The sequence below is a fragment of the Mesorhizobium sp. M0088 genome (genome assembly GCF_040322895.1).
Taxonomy (GTDB): Bacteria; Pseudomonadota; Alphaproteobacteria; order Rhizobiales; family Rhizobiaceae; genus Mesorhizobium.
In genome coordinates this window covers 167,355-184,953 of sequence record NZ_JAMYUI010000006.1, presented here as the reverse complement: position 1 = coordinate 184,953, position 17,599 = coordinate 167,355, and the positions used below count along the sequence as shown (strand labels likewise).

The following is a 17,599-nucleotide window of genomic DNA, read 5'->3' as shown; positions in this document are numbered from 1 at the left end:
TTTCATGCAACTTGATCACATCGAGACCTTTCTCGACATCATCGAATCGAGAAACTTCAATCGCACCGCGGATCGGCTAGGATTGACCCAGTCGACGATCAGCACCCGCATCAAGAACCTCGAGAGCGCAATCGGGTCCGAACTGTTCCAGCGCGGACGCGCCGGGGCGGAGCCGACCGCCGCAGGGCGCCGGTTCGAAGCTTATGCAAGATCCTTGCTGTCCACATGGTCGCAGGCTCGCCACGATGTCCGGGCGTTCAATCGTTTCGAAGGCACCTTGCGCGTCGCCGCGCAGGTCGGGATGACCCGCTCGGTTTTGCCGGGTTGGGTGGAGACGCTGTGTCAGGCTCTTCCCAAATCGTCGATCCATGTCGAGTCGGATTATTCAAACCAGATGGTCAGCGACCTGAGCATGGGAAATCTCGATATTGCAGTGCTTTATGCCCCGCGATACCTACCCGAAATCTCCTATGAGCATTTGATGGTTGAGGAATATGTGATGGTTTCCACGGTGGCCAGAACCCTCTCCGAGGTCGATCCCGAAACCTACATTCGTCCGGGCTATACGGTCCTGCTGGAGAAGGCCCATGCCGAATTGCTCGGCGAGTTGGCGATCTGTCGCCTTTCCATGGGATCGGAAACCTTGGCGGAGATGATGCTACGGCGCACGGGCGGCACCTGCTATATGAGAAGTGACGATGCGCGCAGGTTCGCCCTCGAACGCCCATCGTTCATCGTCGAAGGCGCTCCGACGCTGCATCAGCCGGTCCACACGGCCATCCTGGCGCGCCGCAAACACGAACCGATCATCCGCAAGGGAATCCGCGCCCTTCACGTTGCCGTGATGTCACTGGATATGTAATCGAAATAATCGATCATAACTCGGGAGGGATGCTTCTGTTGCGGGGGGCCTGGAACTGGCATCTTGGGTTCGACTTCGAACCGAGATGAATGATGAACGCACACGTTTCCTTGGGGGCCCCCGACCTCCTGCCGATGAGGCATCATCGGCAATGGGCACAAACCACATCGCAGCTTGTACTCTGCCGTCGTGTAATCGAGGAAACGCCCGATGTGAAAACTTTCGTTTTCACATCCCCGACGGATCGGATGTTCTGCTTCAGCGCGGGCCAGTATGTACTCGTGCACCTCAAGATCGAGGGTGCCGCGGTGACGCGCTCCTACTCTGTTTCGTCACCACCGACGCGACCGCTCGACCTGCAGATCACGGTGAAGCGAACACCGGGCGGCCTGGTTTCGAATTGGCTCCACGACAATTTGGGGGCGGGCGACGAGATCGAGATCGAAGGGCCGCTCGGCTCATTCAATCTCGATGACCTACCCTATGAAAAGCCGCTCTTCCTTTCGGGCGGCAGCGGGATAACGCCGGTGATGTCCATGCTGCGTGCGCTTACCGACCGCGCGGCCGACCAGGATATCTCATTCGTTCATAGTGCCAGAACGCCTGGTGATATAGTCTTTCGACGGGAATTGGACGCACTTGCCTCTCGCTTTCCCAACGTAAAAGTAACGTGCGTTTGTAGCCAGGAAGATCCCACCTGGAGTGGGCCGACTGGCAGAATAGACAGTCAGATGCTGCTGACCCTCGTTCCCGATCTCCACAACCGCACTATCTTTGCCTGTGGCCCTGAAGCGTACATGAAAGCCGCACGTGCCTGCCTGGATGCGATTGGCGTGGCTCCGTCACGGTACCACCAGGAGAGCTTCGGCGGCGGCAGCAGCCCCCAGTTGGAACCGGCCCCGACAATACCATCTTCGGTCCGTTTCGTCCGCTCCGGGATCGTGCATAACTGCTTGCCCGGAGAGACGCTGCTGGAGGCGGCGCGCCAATGTGGCGTCTACGTCCCAACCGCCTGCCAGCAGGGAGTTTGCGGCACATGCCGCATCGCCAAGCTGTCCGGCGAAGTCGCCATGGAGGATCTCGGCGGGCTGGCCCCTGAAGAGAAGTCGGCCGGCTATGTCCTGGCATGCTGCAGCCACCCTCAGGGCGCGGTTTCGCTCGATCTTTAACCCCGGGTGCTTGGTTCAGCATTGAAGCCGGCGCAGTAAGTGTTGAACTGCCGGTGAAGGCGTTGCGGGCGTAGCGGACTGATGCGCATCGACCTCAGCCGATATTGCTCAGAAGTCGAGAGCAACCATCATGCCACGGACTTCGGCCATTTCCAGCAGCAGGTCCTGCAGTCTGTCGTCCAGCGCGGCACCGGTCAGCGCCAGAAGCTCGGTGATGCTCTCTCTCATCGATATGACGGCGGCGCCTGTCTTCTCGGCGAGCAGCCGTCCGATGGCAGCCCGGATCAGCTCGTCCTGATCAGACATGCTTCACCTCCCGACGCACTGCAACCTCCCCTTGCTTTCCATGCCTCACCACCGCTTTCGACAACAGGGTGTGATTTCCCATACGGTATGTTTTTTGATGCGATCCCGGCGGCTTTGCTCACGCCAGCAGATCGTCTTTATCGACCTGCCAGTCGTTCAAAGCCGCCAATGAAGGCAGCGGCGAAAAATGGGCGGGTTGGACCGTTTCAACCGCTGCAAGCAGTTCCTGCGGCACTTCGTGCCGATAAAGCTGGGTGCATACGCCCCCTTCAACCATTGCCAGCAATTCCGTTATCGCGTCGAAAATCGGAAATGTACCCGTTGGTTCTTCCAGGATCTCGAAACGCCTCACCCGAAACCTCCCTCTTGCGCAAAAGTAGCGACTAACGCCGCTATCCCCAAGTGGTTCCCCAGGCCGGCACATTTTTTCGCGCCTTGGTTGTAGCGCATGCCGGCAGGGCAGTCATGCCCCAGGGTGCATAGCCAAAATCGCTACGCACCACTTTTAAATCTTGACGCGTGTCAATTTTTTATAAAACATGCGCAAATGCCGGATTGGCATCGGCCGGCGCTCTGGGAGGAGCAATGCCTGACATCGAAAAGTGCCCGACCTGGGCTGCAGTCCGCACATTCCAAAGCGGGCAGCAATCTGTTGGCGAACCATCGCGCCAGGCGCCGGGGTCGCTTGCGCGCCGTCTAACATTGCAGTCACCGGACAGCGACATTGATGCAGCCCATAAAACAATCAGGAGGAGGAAAAACCATGCGTATGTTCAATTGCCTGAAGCTTGGCACGAACCTGCTTGGCGCAGGCATGCTTGCAGCCATCGTCGCAGCGCCCGCCCATGCCGAGGATACGGCGAAAGTCGCGGCCATCGTCAAAGGCCTCGACAATCCGTTCTTCCAGACCATGCAGAAGGGCATCGAGGAACAGGCCAAGGCAAACGGCGTGAATGTCAGCGTCCAGGCCGCCGCCAATATGGGTGACGCCACCGGCCAGGCCGACCGCCTGACCGCCATGGCCATGCAGGATTTCGATTGCTACCTGGTCAACCCGATCAGCGTCTCCAATCTCGTCCAGGCGCTGGTGCCGGTCGCCCAGAAGAAGAAGCCGATCGTCAACATCGACTCGACCATAGACCCGGAACAGGCCAAGGCCGCCGGCTTCGCCGTCTCGACCTATATCGGCACCGACAATGTCGCCGCCGGCGCGCTGGCCGGCGAAGAGATGCTGAAGCTGGTGCCGAAGGGCTCCAAGGTCGCGCTGGTCGCCGGCATAGTCGGCGATGTCGGCTCCAACGCCCGCATCAAGGGCTTCAAGCAGGCGGTGGAAGGTAAACTCGACATCGTGGTGATGGTCAGCGCCGACTGGGATCGCGAAAAGGCGCTGACCGCCGCCACCGATATTCTCGCTGCCCATCCGGACCTCGCCGGCTTCTTCGCCGCCAACGACATCATGGCGCTCGGCGTCGAGCGCGCCGTGCGAACCTCGGGCAAGGACGTCAAGGTGATCGGCCTCGACGGCATCGTCGACGCGCTCAAGTCGATTGCGGCAGGCGAACTCACCGCCACCGTCGCCCAATATCCCTATGTCGTCGGCGCCATGGGCCTCGAGGCCTGTGCAGTGGCGGCCAAGGGCAAGGAACTGCCGGCCAACGTGCCGGCGCCGGTGCTGTTGATCAACAAGGACAATGCCGAAGCCTCGCTGAAGAACTTCCCGCGTCCCGGCGGCGACTATCCCGATCCCTTCCGCGAGATGCTGAAGTGAGCACACCTGCAGACAACGCACCCGCCGCCCATTCGGCGGGTGCGGAGGAGAGCCGCCCCTCCCTGGCGGCTCTCCTCCTCGATCCGTCCTTCTGGGCCGACTGGGCATCCGTCGTCGGCCTGGTCGGCCTCGTCATCGTCTTCGGCATCGCCCAGCCGGTCTTTCTCAGCGTCGCCAATCTGCAGGCGCTGCTGCTGGCGGCTGCGATCCTGGTCGTGCTGTCGATCGGCCAGACCTTCGTCATCGCCACCTCGGGCATCGACCTGTCGCTAGCGGCAGCCGTCATGCTCGGCGCCATCATCCTCGGCCTCGTCAACGCCGCCGGCTACGGCATCTTCGTCGCCTGCGTGCTCGCGGTTCTCGCCACCAGCGCGGTGGGCTTCCTCAACGGGCTGATCATCACCGCAGGCAAGATCCCCGACTTCGTGGTGACGCTCGGCACGCTGTCAGGCATCACCGGCCTTGGCCTCATCCTGTCGGGCGGCGAGCCGACCATGGTCGGCTCGACCTTCCTGCTCAGGCTCGCTTCCGGCTCGCTCGGACCGTTCGGTTATCCGGTCTGGGTAGCAATCGCAGCCGTCATCGTCGCGCATATCGCACTCTACCACACACGCTTCGGCGTGCATCTGCTGGCGACCGGCGGCCAGACCGAAAGTGCCGGCGCGCTGGGCATCCGCACCAACCGGGTCAAGATCGCCGCCTATACAATCTCGGGCTTCTGCGCCGGCATCGCGGCCATTCTTCTGGTCGCCCGCATCGGCTCGGCCGAACCGCAGATCAACACCAGCCTGCTCTTGAACTCGGTGGCGGCGGTGGTGCTGGGCGGCGTCAGCCTGTTCGGCGGCCGCGCCAGCATTCTGGGACCGGCGATCGGCGCGCTGATGCTCACCGCACTCGTCAACGGCCTGACCTTGCTCAACGTCTCGGCTTTCTACCAACCGCTTGCCGTGGGCGCCATCGTGGTGCTGGCGGCCCTGATCATGCGGTATCAGAAATGAGCGCGCCCCATCACATCCCCGCCGCTGAGGCGATTATCGCCTGCGAAGGGCTGAGCAAGCATTTCGGCGGCATCCGCGCCTTCACCGACGTCGCCTTCCAGGCCCGTCGCGGCGAGGTCACCGCCGTCATCGGCGACAATGGCGCCGGCAAGTCGACGCTGATCCGCAGCCTGGTCGGCGTGCATCAGCCGGACACCGGCAATTTGTTCTTCGACGGACGGGCGCGGCCCTTCGCCAACCCCGACGAGGCACGCAAGGCCGGCATCGAGACCGTGCACCAGAACCTGGCGCTGATCGACGAATTGACGGTCGCGCAGAACCTGTTCCTCAACCGCGAGATCGTGCGCCGCATCGGGCCGTTCGCTTTCCTCGATCGCAAGGCGATGAAGCGCGAGGCCCGTTCCATGCTGTCGCGGCTGTCGATCAACGTGCCGTCGATCAACCAGCGTGTGCGGCGCTTGTCGGGCGGCCAGCGGCAGGCGATCTCGATCTGCCGCGCTGTCGGCTCCGGCGCCAAGCTGGTGGTGATGGACGAACCGACGGCAGCACTCGGCGTGCAGGAGACCGCCAATGTCGAGGCTCTGATCCGGCGTCTGCGCGAGCAGTCGGTCTCAGTCATCCTGGTCAGCCACAATTTCGATCAGGTCCGCCGCCTGTCCGACCAGATCTGGGTGATGCGGGCGGGAAAGATGGCGGCGACCGTGCGCGCTTCCGAAACGTCCGGAAACGAGCTCGTCGCGCTGGTAACCGGCGCGGCATAGTCCTGCAGCATCAGACTTGAAATCAAAGGGAGTTCGCCTGTGGCACCAATTCGTGTCGGACTGATAGGTCTTGGAGAGGTCGCGCAGTCGATCCATCTGCCTGTGCTGGGCGATCAGCGCGACCGCTGGGTGATCGCGGGCGTGTACGACGTGTCGCCCAGCCTGGTGTCACTCGTCACCTCTGAATTTACGACGGCAAAGGCCTTCGACACGGCCGAGGCGCTGATTAGTTCGCCCGACATCGACGCGGTGTTCGTGCTGTCGTCCGACGACACCCACAGCCGCTTCGTGCGGGCGGCGATTGCTGCCAACAAACATATCCTGCTGGAAAAGCCCGCCTGCCTGACGGTGCGCGAAATCGACGATCTGCTGGCGCTGATGCCGGGCTACGACAAGACCCTGTTCGTCGGCTATATGCGCCGCTACGCGCCGGCCTATCTGGCGGCCAGGGACGAACTGCCGGCATACGCCGACATCACCCATGTCCGAATCTTCGACATGATCTCGGAAGGCCGGCACTTTCTCAAGAAGAGCCAGAACGTCCTCTATCCCAACGATATAGACCCTACCCTGCTGGCGCGTGGCGCAAGCGAACGCGACGCACTGATCCGCGAAGTCGTCGGCGCCGATGCGCCGGCCGACCTGGTGCGCGCCTATCGCGGGCTGACGGCGCTTTCCTCGCACCACATTTCGGCGATGCGCGGGCTGATCGGCGAGCCGGCGCGCGTGCTGGCCGCGCACCGCACCAATGGCGGCGCCAACACATCAGTCACCTTCGACTACGGCCATTTCGCTTGTCTCTACGACGCGGTGGTCGACGATCTCGGCCTGTTCGACGCCATGATCGAGGTGCGCTCGAACACCAGGCGTGTGCGCATTCTCTACGACACGCCCTACATCCGAAGCCTGCCGACGCGGCTGGAGGTCACCGATGCCGGCCCGCTCGGCCCGGTGACGAAGACCTTCGGCCCGCTCTATGGCGACGCCTTCTCGAATGAACTGGAAATTTTCCACCGCCACATCACCGAAGGCACAAAGCCTCTGACCGACCTCGCCGATTCACGCCGCGACCTCGCGCTGATGGCCGAGATCATCGAGCGGATGAAAGAAAGTGGCGGGCGCTGAGGCGCCGCCTGCCGCCTACTTCCCACAGTGATGGTCGTTGATCTTGTTCACCGCATTCGCGTCGGGTCCGACGCGATGATAGGAGCACGCGCCGGCGGCCGTCGTCACCAACTGCTGATCGTAGTAGCGCGGGCCGCCGAACAGGATGTCGATGAGATCGCCTTCGGCGGGAACGTAGCGTTCGGATTGGACCCGACGGTCGTGGTGCCGGTCGCCAGCGAAAGCCGGGGCGCAAGCGCTTGAGCCCATGGCGACAGCGAGAGCTAGGATCGCAACGCATTTGGTGGTCATGCCAATACCCTCCTGGCCATTCCGGAATCACACCATACATCCAAAACCGCCAGCCGGACAAAAGTTCCGGAGAAGACCGCGATAGGCTCTTGCCGAAGCCAGCTGCCTCGCTCATCCATGGTGCGTGGAAATGTGGAACCTGTGATGACCGATGCCAGCCTTCATCTCGTCGAAGCGACAATCGACCAACTGCGCCGCGCGCTCGATGACGGCACCGTCACCAGCGTCGAACTGGTCGGGGCTTATCTCAGGCGCATCGGGCATTTCGACCGCCACGGCATCAGCCTCAATGCCGTCCCAGTGCTCAATCCTGATATGTTCGAGGAGGCGGCAGCCTCCGACCGGCGCCGCCGCAACGGCGCCGTGCTCGGACCGCTCGACGGCATCCCCTACACCGCCAAGGACAGCTACAAGGTGTCAGGCCTGACAGTGGCCGCCGGTTCGCCCGCCTTCGAGCATCTCATCGCCAATGAGGACGCCTTCACCATCGCCCGGCTGCGCGCCGGCGGCGCCGTGCTGATCGGGCTGACCAACATGCCGCCAATGGCCAATGGCGGCATGCAGCGCGGCGTCTACGGTCGCGCCGAGAGCCCCTACAATGGCGACTATCTGACCGCCGCCTTCGCGTCGGGCTCGTCCAATGGCTCCGGCACGGCGACGGCGGCCAGCTTCTGCGCCTTCGGGCTTGGCGAAGAAACCTGGTCGTCCGGCCGCGCGCCGGCCACCAACAATGCGCTGGTCGCCTACACCCCGTCGCGCGGCGTCATTTCGGTACGCGGCAACTGGCCCCTGGTGCCGACCATGGATGTCGTGGTGCCGCACGCGCGGACAATGCCCGACATGCTCGAATTGCTTGACATCATCGTCGCCGACGATCCCGAGACGCGAGGCGATTTCTGGCGCGCGCAGCCCTGGGTCAAGCTGCCGAAAAGCTCCGATATGCGGCCGCCCCGCTATACCGATCTCGCACTGGCGGGATCGTTGAAAGGCAAGCGCCTGGGCGTGCCCAGAATGTATATCGGCCGCGACAGCGAGGCCGATGCGCCGATCGAAACCCGCGCCTCGGTGCTTGCCCTGTGGGAGCGGGCCGCGGCCGATCTCACGCGGCTTGGCGCCGAGGTGGTCGAGGTCGATTTTCCCGTCGTTTCCAACTATGAGCGCGACCGCCCCGGCACGCGCACCATGGTCGAGCGCGGGCTGATGCCCCAAGAGTTCGCCGAGCGCGAACTCTGGGATCTCTGCATCTGGGGCTGGGACGACTTTTTGCGCGCCAATGCCGACCCGGCTTTGCCCGATCTCATCTCGGTCGACGGCCCAAAGATCTTCCCGCAGCCGCCGGGCACGCTGCCCGACCGATATGAAGGCGGCTTCGACCTGAGGGAATATGTCGAGCGGGCGCGGTCCGGCGTCACGCCCGTCATGGAAATCCCGACGATTGAAGATGGCCTGAAGGGCCTCGAAGCGACAAGGCGGATCGATTTCGAGGACTGGCTGGACGCGCAAGGCATCGACGCCGTGGTTCTGCCCGCCGCCGCCGATGTCGGACCGGCCGATGCAGACATCGACGAGGCGTCCGCCGCCCTTGCCTGGCGCAATGGCACCTGGGTCGCCAACGGCAATCTGGTCTGGCGCCATTTCGGCATCCCCACCGTCACCGTGCCGATGGGAACCATGGCCGATATCGGCATGCCGGTCGGCCTGACTTTCGCCGGCAAGGCCTATGATGATGAGAGACTGCTGCGCATGGCCGGCGACTTCGAACGCTCCACGCAGCGCCGCACCCGCCCGCCGCGCACGCCGGAACTTGACGACGATGTGTTTTCAGGCCGTCCTGCCCGAGCCGGCGACAGCAAGGTGCCAGCGTTCGCGATCACGCTTGCCGCCGAGACGCGGCCTTCCGGCGACCAGGACGAGATCGTCATCACGCTCGAACTGCCCGGCGAGGCCGCCGAAACGGCCAACATCCAGGTGCATGTCAACGGAGAGGTCGTCGTGCTGCAGCGAAGCGGTGCGCGCCTCAGCGGGCATGCCCTCATTCCGGCCGCCGAGCATCAGCGCTTCCACAGCGTCTGGCGTGGCTCCTACGGTTCGATCGTGACGGCGGTGGTGCGGCTGGAGGATGGGCGCACCGCTGGCGCCTTTGCGGTCACCGGCGGGATAAAATGAGTGCTGGGCACTAGGAGGGCAGAGAGGCCAGCCATTCTTCCCAAAATTCCTGCTGAATGTGGACGAAACCGGAACCACGTCGACGCCATCGTCAAATATGTCGACCAGATCCGTCTCTTGGGGAAATCGCCCCATCGTCACCTTGCAGGCCATCAATCCGCGACTCTTCTCCATCACGGTATTTTCGGGATAAACATTGGCACTCGCCCCGTAGCAGAAGGGCAGCAAACCATCGGCTTCGAGCCCCTGACGGATCTGGAACAGAGCTTCGAAAAAATCTTCCTCTTCGGCCCTGATCACCTTGTCCCGGTAGCCGCATGTCAGGCTGCAGACGGCGCCCTCTACATGCAGCGTAAACACGGCTTCCTCGTCTCCGCCCGTGCCCCCTCCGACCAAGAATACTGTCCGCTGATGATCCATTCCACCCCCCTTTGCTGTTCACCGGATGGTAGTTCGACAGCGGCCGACTTTCTAGCCATTGCAGGAATTCAGACCTCGCTGCCTCCGCGGTTCGCCGCTCGCCTTTCGCAATTGGTGACTGACAGAGGCTACCCCCGCGCCGCCCAAAGCAAACCCCGCTCCACCATCAGCGCCATTTCCGGCACCGCGAACTCATCCGCAGTGTGACCAAGGGAACTGTAGAAAACCTTCCCCGCCCCATAGCGCCGTTTCCAGACGACCGGCATGACGACGCCGCCTATCCCCGGAAAATGCGCGTCGGTGAAGGTGGTGGTCGCCAGCACCTCATTGCTTGGGTCGACATGCATGTAATATTGCTCCGACCGGTAGGCGAAATCGCTGATGCCTTTTGTGATCGGATCGTCCGGCCGGGTGATCGCGACAGTATAGTCGATGATGTTGCCGGGATGCGCCACCCATTGGCCGCCGGTCATGAACTGATAGTCGGGCTCGTTGCGAGAACTGTCGCCCATACTGCCGTGGAAACCGCCGAGCCCGCTTCCCCCGCGAACGGCAAGCGTCAGGTTCTGCAACTCGGCCTTTTCGATCTTTGACATGGTGATGACAGGCACGATGAGATCGAAGGAAGCAAGCTCCGGATCGGCGAACATCGCCGTGCCCTCACCCAGCGTGACGTCGAAGCCGTTTCGCTCAAGCAAGGTGCGAACGATCTTCGCGCTCTGCTCCGGCGTATGGCCCTCCCAGCCGCCCCAAGCGATCAAGGCCTTCTTTGGCATGGTGTCCCTCCCTTGGAGCACTCCGCTTCGATCTATCTGGCGTCAGCGCCAGCCCAGCGCCGGCGCGACATGGGTCAGGATCGCCTCGATGACATGCGCATTGTAGTCGACGCCGAGCTGGTTCGGAACGGTGAGCAGCAGCGTGTCGGCCTCGGCGATTGCCTCGTCCTGCGCCAATTCCTTGATCAGCACATCCGGCTCGGCCGCATAGCTGCGCCCGAAGATCGCCTTGGTGTTCTCCTCGATGAAGCCGATCTGGTCGCGGCCCTCATTGCCGCGGCCGAAATAGGCACGGTCGCGATCGTCGACCAGCGCGAAGATGCTGCGGCTGACCGAGACGCGCGGCTCGCGACTGTGACCGGCCGCTTTCCAGGCTTCGCGGTAGATGCGGATCTGCTCGGCCTGCTGGATGTGGAACGGCTTGCCGCTCTCGTCGAATTTGAGCGTCGAGCTCTGCAGGTTCATGCCGAGCTTGGCCGCCCATTCCGACGTGGCGTTGGTGGCAGCACCCCACCAGATCCGCTCGCGTAAACCCTCCGAATGCGGCTCGAGGCGCAAGAGGCCGGGCGGGTTGGGGAACATTGGACGTGGATTGGGCTGGGCGAACCCCTCGCCCCGCAGCGTCTCGAGGAAGACCTCGGCATGATGCCGCGCCATGTCGGCGTCGCTCTGGCCTTCCGGCGGCGCATAGCCGAAATGGCGCCAGCCATCGATCACCTGCTCGGGCGAGCCGCGGCTGATGCCGAGCTGCAGGCGGCCGCCGGCGATGATGTCGGCAGCACCGGCGTCCTCGGCCATGTAGAGCGGGTTCTCGTAGCGCATGTCGATGACGGCGGTGCCGATCTCGATGCGGCTGGTCTTGGCTCCGACGGCTGCCAGCAGCGGGAACGGCGAAGCGAGCTGGCGGGCGAAATGATGCACGCGGAAATAGGCCCCATCCGCCCCCAGTTGCTCGGCGGCGATCGCCAGCTCGATGGATTGCAAAAGCGCGTCCGATGCCGAGCGCACTTGCGATTGCGACGAGGGCGTCCAGTGCCCGAACGACAGGAAACCGATTTTCTTCATAGCCATGCGATATAAGGATGCGCGTCAGGCTTCAATGCAAAAGAGATTTTTCGACGCGCCCAATCCAGGCTCATGCATCGCTATTTTCAAACGCGCCGATGCCTTGCGCGATCAGGTTGGTCGCCATGACCAGTGAGACGATTGCCGCGGAATTGAAGACGACGACCCACCATTTGCCGCCGGTCAGGAAGCCATAGCCGTCGGCGACAGCCAGTCCCCAGTCGGCCGATGGCGGCTGGATGCCGAGGCCGAGAAAGCTCAGCGTCGCGATCGAAAAGAACGCGTAGCCCAGCCTTGTGACCAGCTCGATCAAGATCGTTTCCCTGATGTTGGGCAGTATCTCCAGAAACATGATGGCGAGCGGGCCCTCGCCGCCAAGCCGCGCAGCGCTGACATAGTCGCGCTCCTTCTGCTCGCGCACGGCGGCGCGGACGGTGCGCGCCACCAGCGGCGCGTAGGCGATGCCGATCACCAGGATGACCGTTACATTGGACGGGCCGATGGCCACCAGCGTCATGGTGACGAGAACGATGAACGGAAACGCCATCAGCGTATCGAGCAGCCGCGCGCCGATGGCATCGACCAGGCCGTCGAAATAGCCGAGCACCAACCCGATGATGCTGCCGGCGGCGACACCGGCCAGCGTCGCCAGCGGCGCAACCAGCAGGATGTCGCGCGATCCGACGACTATGCGGGACAGCACGTCGCGGCCGAGCTGATCGGTCCCGAACCAGTGCAGCGCGTCGGGCGGCGTCAGCATCGCCAGGAAATCCTCGGCATAGGGATCGTAGGGAACGAAGAGGTTGCCTGCTATGGCGCACACGACCCAGAACAGAAGCAGCAGCGATCCGACCACGACCGACGGCGGCAATCCGGCGAAAGCACTGCGGATCCGGCGCACTGCCGGAAAGCCGGCCACGGAGCGCGGTGGTGCGGGAAACTCCGCCAGATCTGTCATGGCGAGGTCCGGCGGCGTTGCCGCGGATCGAGCAGCGCCAGTACGAGGTCGCCGGCCGCCGCCGACAGCACGAAGATTGCCGCCATCACCAGCACGCCGGCCTCGAGCATCGGGAAATCGCGTGCCTTGGCCGCATTCAGAACCAGATTGCCAAGCCCCTGGATGCCGAACAGCGCCTCGATCACCACCAGCCCGCCAAGCATGTAGCCGGTCTGCGTCGCCAGCACCGCGATGGTCGGCGTCAGCGCGTTGCGCAGCACGTGCCGAAAGATGATCTCGCGCCGCTCGAGCCCTTTCAGGACGGCGGTGCGCGTATAATCGGCGGCCATTGCCTCGATCACCCCTGCCCGCGTCATCCGGGCGATGTAGCCGGCAAGGTTCAGCACCAGCGGCAGCGCCGGCAGGATCAGATAATAGCCATGCGTCCAGAAGCCCGCGCCATCGGGCGCAACACCGGAGATCGGGAACCAGTTCAGCCACAGGCCGAAAACGATGAGCAGCATCAGGCCAGAAACGAAATCAGGCACAATGCCGAAGGAGACGCCTGCCATCACGATCAGCCGGTCGATCAAGCGGCCCGCATTGAGACCGGCAACGACGCCGGCACCAACGCCCAGCGGAATGAGAAAAATCAGAATAATGCCGGCAAGGGCGGCGGAGCGCTTGAGGCTTTCCAGCACGAAGGGCGCCACCGGCCCGCGCATCGACAGCGAGGTGCCGAAGTCACCGGTGACGGCCTTGCTGAACCAGAGCCAGTACTGGACGAGAACCGGCTGATCGGCGCCCAGCCGCTTGTTCAGTTCCGCCACCGCCTGCGCATCGGCAAAAGGCCCGAGCATCACACGGCCGACATCGCCGGGCAGGACCTGCCCGGCGAAGAACACCAGGATGCTGACCAGCCACAGCGTGAGGACAAGTGTGCCCAGACGCGCTGACAGAATGCGACCGGTCAGCATGTCGCGATCATGCCTGGACGAAGGAAACGCGATCGAGCAGCAGATGCGAGATCGCGGTGAAGCGGACGCCCTCGACCTTCGAGCTGACGATCCGGCTGTATTGCGAGAAGTAGCTGATGATCGCCGGCGTCTCGTCGAGCAGCAAGGTCTGGATCTTGCCGGCAACGAGGCGCTGTGCCTGCAGATCACGCGCCTTCGAGTAGTCGAGCAGCAGCGCATCATAGGCCGGGTTGTTGAAATGCGCCGCGTTCCAGGCTCCCGAACTCTTCAGCGTGGCGTTGAGGAAGATGTCGGGCGTGCCGCGATGGCCGTAGTCGGTGATGCCGAGCACCGAATCCAGCCAGGGCGAGCTACCGAAGGTCGCCGAGCCGTAATAGGCGTCCTGCGGCAGGACGTTGAGCTTGACGTCGATGCCGGCCTTCCTGGCGAAGTTCTGGATGATCACCGCATAGTCGGGAATGTCATAGGCGCGTTCGGTGGTCAGCGTCACCTCGAAGCCGTTCGGCACGCCCGCCTCACCAAGCAGGCGCTTGGCTTCCGCAATGTCCTGCTTGCGCTGTGGCACCGACGGATCGGCGGAAGGGAAGATCGGCGCGAACGGGGTGTCGTTGCCGACGATGGCGCGGCCCTTGAGCAGGCCCTTGACCACCGCCTCGCGGTCGATGGTGAGCGCCAGCGCGCGGCGGATGCGCTTGTCGGTGAACGGCGCCTGGTCGGTTCTGAGATGCACCTGGTCATGCGAGCTTGCCTGCACGCTCAGCAGCTTGAAATTGGGATTGCCCTCGATCGCCAGCTCCAGGCGCGTCGTGCTCGGGATGACGTCGAGCTGGCCGGCCTGCAGCGCCAGCACCTGCGCCTGCTCGTCGTCGAAAAACTTGATCTCGACCCGGTCGGGCAGCGCCTTGTCGCCCCAGTAGTCTTCATTGCGAACGAAGCTGGCGCCTTGCTTGGGACGGAAGGATTCGAGCTTGAACGGACCGGTGCCGTTGAAACTCTTCTCGAAATCGCCGGCATAGTCGGCCGGCAGGATGACGGCATTGTAGACGTCTGAGGAGACATAGAAGGGGAAGTTGCTGTTTGGGCCGTCGAGATCGAAGGCGACGGTTTCGTCGTCGACCAGCTTGGCGCCGCCCTTGGACAGGATGCCCTTGTAGGCGGACAGCGCCGACGAGCCGCTGGCCGGATCGACCAGCCGCTCGAAGCTCGCCACAATATCCCTAGCGGTGACCGCGCGGCCATCGTGGAATTTCACCCCTGGCCGCAATTTGAAGGTCCAACGACTGGCCGTCTCGTTTGCTTCCCAGGACAGAGCCAGCTTCGGCTGCAGACCATCCTTCGGATCGTCGAGGATCAGATACTCGCCGACCTGGCTGATCACCCCGATGCTGGCCGGATCGGTGACCGAAACCGGATCGATCGCCTTGGTCGGCTGGCCGAGCCCGACGCGAACCGTGCCGCCGGCAGCAGTCGCGGCGCGCGCGCCTCCAAGCCCTTGGGAAGCGGCAAAGCCGGTCAGGCCGAGCAGTGCGGCGTATTTCAGGAGATCGCGGCGCTTGAGAAAGCCGCCCTGATATTCGTCGACGGCGACATTCCAGATGTCCCCCGACAGATTGCGAACTGCGTCGATATCTCTGAGTTTGGTCATGTTAAACCCTGCCTTGAAATGAAGATTGAAAGCTATGCGACGGGTTCGCCGTCGAGATGGATGCGGTCGACGGCCTGCGGATAGAACGCGATGAGGCCCTTGATCTTGGGCATTTCCTCTATGGGATCCCGGTAGCTCCAGGCGATGTCAGGGCGCACCGAGCCGTCGCTCAGCAGGCCGGACCAATAGGAGGCGATGCCCTTGTAAGGACATCGCGTCGTTGTGACGGACGCCGTCAGCCGCTCCAGCCGGATGTCTTCCGCCGGCAGATAGAAACGCGTTGGCAGATGCGTCTCGAACAGCAGAACCGGGCGGTGGCTGTCGGCGATCGGCTCGCCGTCGAACCAGACCTGCACATGGCTGGAGCTCTGCAGCACATCGATGCGTGCGTAGGGATCGCGGGCGTGGACGAAGACTTCCTCTTCCTCCTCGAACCATTGGTCGACGGCTTTCCAGGTGAAGGCGATGCGGCCGGCCAGAGGCGCCAGGTTTTCATCCGGTGGCGACACGAACGCCCAGGCCGCGTTGGCGCTGCGCCTGTCACCGCTGTCGATATCCCAATAGGCGGTTTCGCCACCGACCGGGTGCGGTTCGCGATGCAGTGAGGGTCTCAGCACCGACGGGTCGACCGCTGACGGCGGGAAGAAATAGATCGGCAGGAAATGGTTGGAGCGCAGCACGAGCACGTTGCGGCTGTCGGCGATGGTGCGGCCGCCGAACTTGACGCGCACGCGCTTGGGGCTGTGCAGGACATTGACGAGCTGCGGCGCGGTGGCTTCGCGCGGCTGCAATCTTGGTGCAACGGTCATGATCGTTCTCCCGGCCTGACGTCAGGACACCGCGCGCGCATTGTCGCGTTGTTCGGCGAAGCGATTGGCTGGCCGCGCCAGGCCGAAGCGGTCGCGCAGCGTTCCCGGCGCGTATTCGGTCGGGAACACGCCGCGCCGCTGCAGCTCCGGAACCACCTGTTCGGCGAAATTCACCCAGTCCTCGGGCAGCAGCGGGAACATCAAGTTGAAGCCGTCGGCGGCACCGGAAACGAACCAGTCCTGCAACTGGTCGGCGATCTGTACCGGCGTGCCGGCGACGGTCGGCACCGAACCGCTGTTGGCGAGTTTGCGGGCGATCTCGCGCAGGCTGAGATTCTGCTTCGCCCATTGCCTGACCCGGTTGAGCGACGTGCGTCCGCCGTTGAACGTGCTCTCGTCCGGCAGCGGCGGCAATGGCCCGTCCGGCGGGAACAGCGACAGGTCCAACCCGCTCCAGCTGGACAGAAGGTCGATGCCGACCTGATCCGGCAGCAAGGTCTGCAGGTATTCCTGCTTTTCCCGGCCTTCTGCTTCGGAGGCGGCGACAACAGGCAGGATGCCGGGCAGGATCTTGAAGCTCTCCGGCCGCCTGCCGTGGCGGGCCAGCCGCTCGTTGATATCCTGACGGTATTTGATGCCATCTTCCTTGGTGCTGTAGATGGCGAAGTGCGCATCGGCCTGGGCGGTGGCGAAGTTCTTGCCGTCCTCCGAGGAGCCCGCCTGGACGATCAGCGGATGGCCTTGCGGTGGCCGCGAGACGTTGAGCGGGCCGCGGACCTTGAAGTGCTTGCCCTTGTGATCGATGGGATGGACCTTGTCGGGGTCGGCGAAATAGCCCGACGCCTTGTCGATCAGCAGCGCCTCGTCTTCCCAGCTGTCCCACAGCGCTTTGACGATATCGAGGAATTCGGTCGCACGCTCGTAGCGGAACGCATGTTCGATATTGCCGTCGCGGCCGAAATTGCGCGCCTCCTCGTCCATCGCCGAGGTGACGACGTTCCACGACGCCCTGCCCTTGCTGATGTGGTCGAGCGAGGCGAACATGCGCGCCACATTGTAGGGCTCGCTGTAGGAGCTCGATGCCGTGGTGATCAGGCCGATATGCTTGGTCACGCCCGCCAGCGCCGAGAGCAGCGTCAGCGGTTCGAGGCGCGCATTGGCGTAGTGGGCGACGCCGCTCTTGACCGAATCCCAAATCGAAACGTGGTCGGCGACGAAGATGGTGTCGATCCTGGCGCGCTCGGCCGCCTGCACGAGATCGCGGTAGAATTCGAAATCCAGCACCTCCCGGCCCGGTGCCCTGGGATGGCGCCACGACATCCGATGATCGCCCTGCGGGTTGAAGAAAAATGCGCTGAGGATCATGTGGTCTCTAGCCATGACGGCCTCCTTCCAGATCTGCTCCGGAGACCGTCGCGCTGCTTGCCTAAGCCGCGACAATCTCTCCTGAGGCATGAAAGGTAGATTGCGCTTCGGCTTAATCCGAGTAATTTTATAGAGATAATGCACTCCGAAAGCGGAAGC

17 protein-coding genes are annotated in these 17,599 nt (G+C 63.3%); 7 read left to right on the top strand and 10 right to left on the bottom strand.

What is annotated here, in order from left to right:
- Positions 1-4: 4 nt before the first annotated feature.
- Entirely contained in the window at positions 5-862 is an 858-nt protein-coding gene (locus tag NKJ67_RS09605; RefSeq protein ID WP_023809366.1) for a LysR family transcriptional regulator, read from the top strand.
- A 212-nt stretch (positions 863-1,074) separates the two neighbouring features.
- Positions 1,075-2,031 (top strand): FAD-binding oxidoreductase, encoded by a 957-nt coding sequence (locus NKJ67_RS09600; RefSeq protein WP_352581193.1) that lies wholly within the window; start codon positions 1,075-1,077, stop codon positions 2,029-2,031.
- A 108-nt stretch (positions 2,032-2,139) separates the two neighbouring features.
- Here NKJ67_RS09600 and NKJ67_RS09595 read toward each other — a convergent pair whose 3' ends face one another.
- Both NKJ67_RS09595 and NKJ67_RS09590 read right to left on the bottom strand, forming a co-directional pair.
- Positions 2,140-2,337, bottom strand: coding sequence for a hypothetical protein (locus NKJ67_RS09595; RefSeq protein ID WP_127270219.1), 198 nt, complete (start codon positions 2,335-2,337; stop codon positions 2,140-2,142).
- A 118-nt stretch (positions 2,338-2,455) separates the two neighbouring features.
- Positions 2,456-2,689, bottom strand: a complete 234-nt coding sequence (locus NKJ67_RS09590; protein ID WP_352581191.1) for a hypothetical protein — start codon at positions 2,687-2,689, stop codon at positions 2,456-2,458.
- A 411-nt stretch (positions 2,690-3,100) separates the two neighbouring features.
- On the opposite strand from NKJ67_RS09590, the gene NKJ67_RS09585 reads away from it, so the two are divergent.
- The 4 genes from NKJ67_RS09585 to NKJ67_RS09570 are packed head-to-tail and all read left to right on the top strand — an operon-like array spanning position 3,101 to position 6,989.
- Complete coding sequence (locus tag NKJ67_RS09585; RefSeq protein ID WP_127271023.1) at positions 3,101-4,105, top strand: sugar ABC transporter substrate-binding protein; 1,005 nt, start codon at positions 3,101-3,103, stop codon at positions 4,103-4,105.
- Complete coding sequence (locus NKJ67_RS09580) at positions 4,102-5,103, top strand: ABC transporter permease (RefSeq protein WP_127319368.1); 1,002 nt, start codon at positions 4,102-4,104, stop codon at positions 5,101-5,103. Before NKJ67_RS09585 ends, NKJ67_RS09580 begins: the two co-directional genes overlap by 4 nt.
- Positions 5,100-5,864, top strand: coding sequence for an ATP-binding cassette domain-containing protein (locus tag NKJ67_RS09575; protein ID WP_127396575.1), 765 nt, complete (start codon positions 5,100-5,102; stop codon positions 5,862-5,864). The genes NKJ67_RS09580 and NKJ67_RS09575 overlap by 4 nt, the downstream gene beginning before the upstream one ends.
- A 39-nt stretch (positions 5,865-5,903) precedes the next feature.
- Positions 5,904-6,989, top strand: a complete 1,086-nt coding sequence (locus NKJ67_RS09570; RefSeq protein ID WP_352581190.1) for a Gfo/Idh/MocA family protein — start codon at positions 5,904-5,906, stop codon at positions 6,987-6,989.
- Between the two features lie 15 nt (positions 6,990-7,004).
- Here NKJ67_RS09570 and NKJ67_RS09565 read toward each other — a convergent pair whose 3' ends face one another.
- Complete coding sequence (locus NKJ67_RS09565) at positions 7,005-7,280, bottom strand: hypothetical protein (RefSeq protein ID WP_127269574.1); 276 nt, start codon at positions 7,278-7,280, stop codon at positions 7,005-7,007.
- Positions 7,281-7,424: 144 nt separating this feature from the next.
- Between NKJ67_RS09565 and NKJ67_RS09560 the strand changes: the two genes are divergently transcribed.
- Positions 7,425-9,446, top strand: coding sequence for an amidase (locus tag NKJ67_RS09560; RefSeq protein WP_352581189.1), 2,022 nt, complete (start codon positions 7,425-7,427; stop codon positions 9,444-9,446).
- A 548-nt stretch (positions 9,447-9,994) separates the two neighbouring features.
- On the opposite strand, the gene NKJ67_RS09555 is transcribed toward NKJ67_RS09560, so the two are convergent.
- The 7 genes from NKJ67_RS09555 to NKJ67_RS09525 form a co-directional block, all read right to left on the bottom strand.
- On the bottom strand, positions 9,995-10,642 hold the full coding sequence (locus NKJ67_RS09555) for a ThuA domain-containing protein (protein ID WP_352581187.1): 648 nt from the start codon (positions 10,640-10,642) through the stop codon (positions 9,995-9,997).
- A 42-nt stretch (positions 10,643-10,684) separates the two neighbouring features.
- A complete protein-coding gene (locus NKJ67_RS09550) occupies positions 10,685-11,707 on the bottom strand; it encodes an LLM class flavin-dependent oxidoreductase (protein ID WP_189367394.1) in 1,023 nt (340 codons plus the stop codon).
- Between the two features lie 70 nt (positions 11,708-11,777).
- Positions 11,778-12,665: an ABC transporter permease gene (locus NKJ67_RS09545; RefSeq protein ID WP_127269149.1), complete on the bottom strand. Its 888-nt coding sequence runs from the start codon at positions 12,663-12,665 to the stop codon at positions 11,778-11,780.
- Positions 12,662-13,621 (bottom strand): ABC transporter permease, encoded by a 960-nt coding sequence (locus NKJ67_RS09540; RefSeq protein WP_127269148.1) that lies wholly within the window; start codon positions 13,619-13,621, stop codon positions 12,662-12,664. Before NKJ67_RS09540 ends, NKJ67_RS09545 begins: the two co-directional genes overlap by 4 nt.
- Positions 13,622-13,628: 7 nt before the next feature.
- Positions 13,629-15,266, bottom strand: a complete 1,638-nt coding sequence (locus NKJ67_RS09535; RefSeq protein WP_352581185.1) for an ABC transporter substrate-binding protein — start codon at positions 15,264-15,266, stop codon at positions 13,629-13,631.
- A gap of 32 nt (positions 15,267-15,298) precedes the next feature.
- The gene (locus NKJ67_RS09530) at positions 15,299-16,075 is read right to left on the bottom strand and encodes a DUF427 domain-containing protein (RefSeq protein WP_127320795.1); all 777 of its coding nucleotides are present in this window, start codon (positions 16,073-16,075) and stop codon (positions 15,299-15,301) included.
- Between the two features lie 21 nt (positions 16,076-16,096).
- Positions 16,097-17,455 (bottom strand): LLM class flavin-dependent oxidoreductase, encoded by a 1,359-nt coding sequence (locus tag NKJ67_RS09525; RefSeq protein WP_352581184.1) that lies wholly within the window; start codon positions 17,453-17,455, stop codon positions 16,097-16,099.
- Positions 17,456-17,599 lie beyond the last annotated feature (144 nt).

Coding starts and splice junctions, on each gene's coding strand:
- NKJ67_RS09555 (WP_352581187.1), bottom strand. CDS start 10,642: ATGCCAAAGAAGGCCTTGATCGCTTGGGGCGGCTGGGAGGGCCATACG.
- NKJ67_RS09575 (WP_127396575.1), top strand. CDS start 5,100: ATGAGCGCGCCCCATCACATCCCCGCCGCTGAGGCGATTATCGCCTGC.
- NKJ67_RS09585 (WP_127271023.1), top strand. CDS start 3,101: ATGCGTATGTTCAATTGCCTGAAGCTTGGCACGAACCTGCTTGGCGCA.
- NKJ67_RS09565 (WP_127269574.1), bottom strand. CDS start 7,280: ATGACCACCAAATGCGTTGCGATCCTAGCTCTCGCTGTCGCCATGGGC.
- NKJ67_RS09540 (WP_127269148.1), bottom strand. CDS start 13,621: ATGCTGACCGGTCGCATTCTGTCAGCGCGTCTGGGCACACTTGTCCTC.
- NKJ67_RS09535 (WP_352581185.1), bottom strand. CDS start 15,266: ATGACCAAACTCAGAGATATCGACGCAGTTCGCAATCTGTCGGGGGAC.
- NKJ67_RS09560 (WP_352581189.1), top strand. CDS start 7,425: ATGACCGATGCCAGCCTTCATCTCGTCGAAGCGACAATCGACCAACTG.
- NKJ67_RS09545 (WP_127269149.1), bottom strand. CDS start 12,665: ATGACAGATCTGGCGGAGTTTCCCGCACCACCGCGCTCCGTGGCCGGC.
- NKJ67_RS09530 (WP_127320795.1), bottom strand. CDS start 16,075: ATGACCGTTGCACCAAGATTGCAGCCGCGCGAAGCCACCGCGCCGCAG.
- NKJ67_RS09605 (WP_023809366.1), top strand. CDS start 5: ATGCAACTTGATCACATCGAGACCTTTCTCGACATCATCGAATCGAGA.
- NKJ67_RS09550 (WP_189367394.1), bottom strand. CDS start 11,707: ATGAAGAAAATCGGTTTCCTGTCGTTCGGGCACTGGACGCCCTCGTCG.
- NKJ67_RS09595 (WP_127270219.1), bottom strand. CDS start 2,337: ATGTCTGATCAGGACGAGCTGATCCGGGCTGCCATCGGACGGCTGCTC.
- NKJ67_RS09525 (WP_352581184.1), bottom strand. CDS start 17,455: ATGGCTAGAGACCACATGATCCTCAGCGCATTTTTCTTCAACCCGCAG.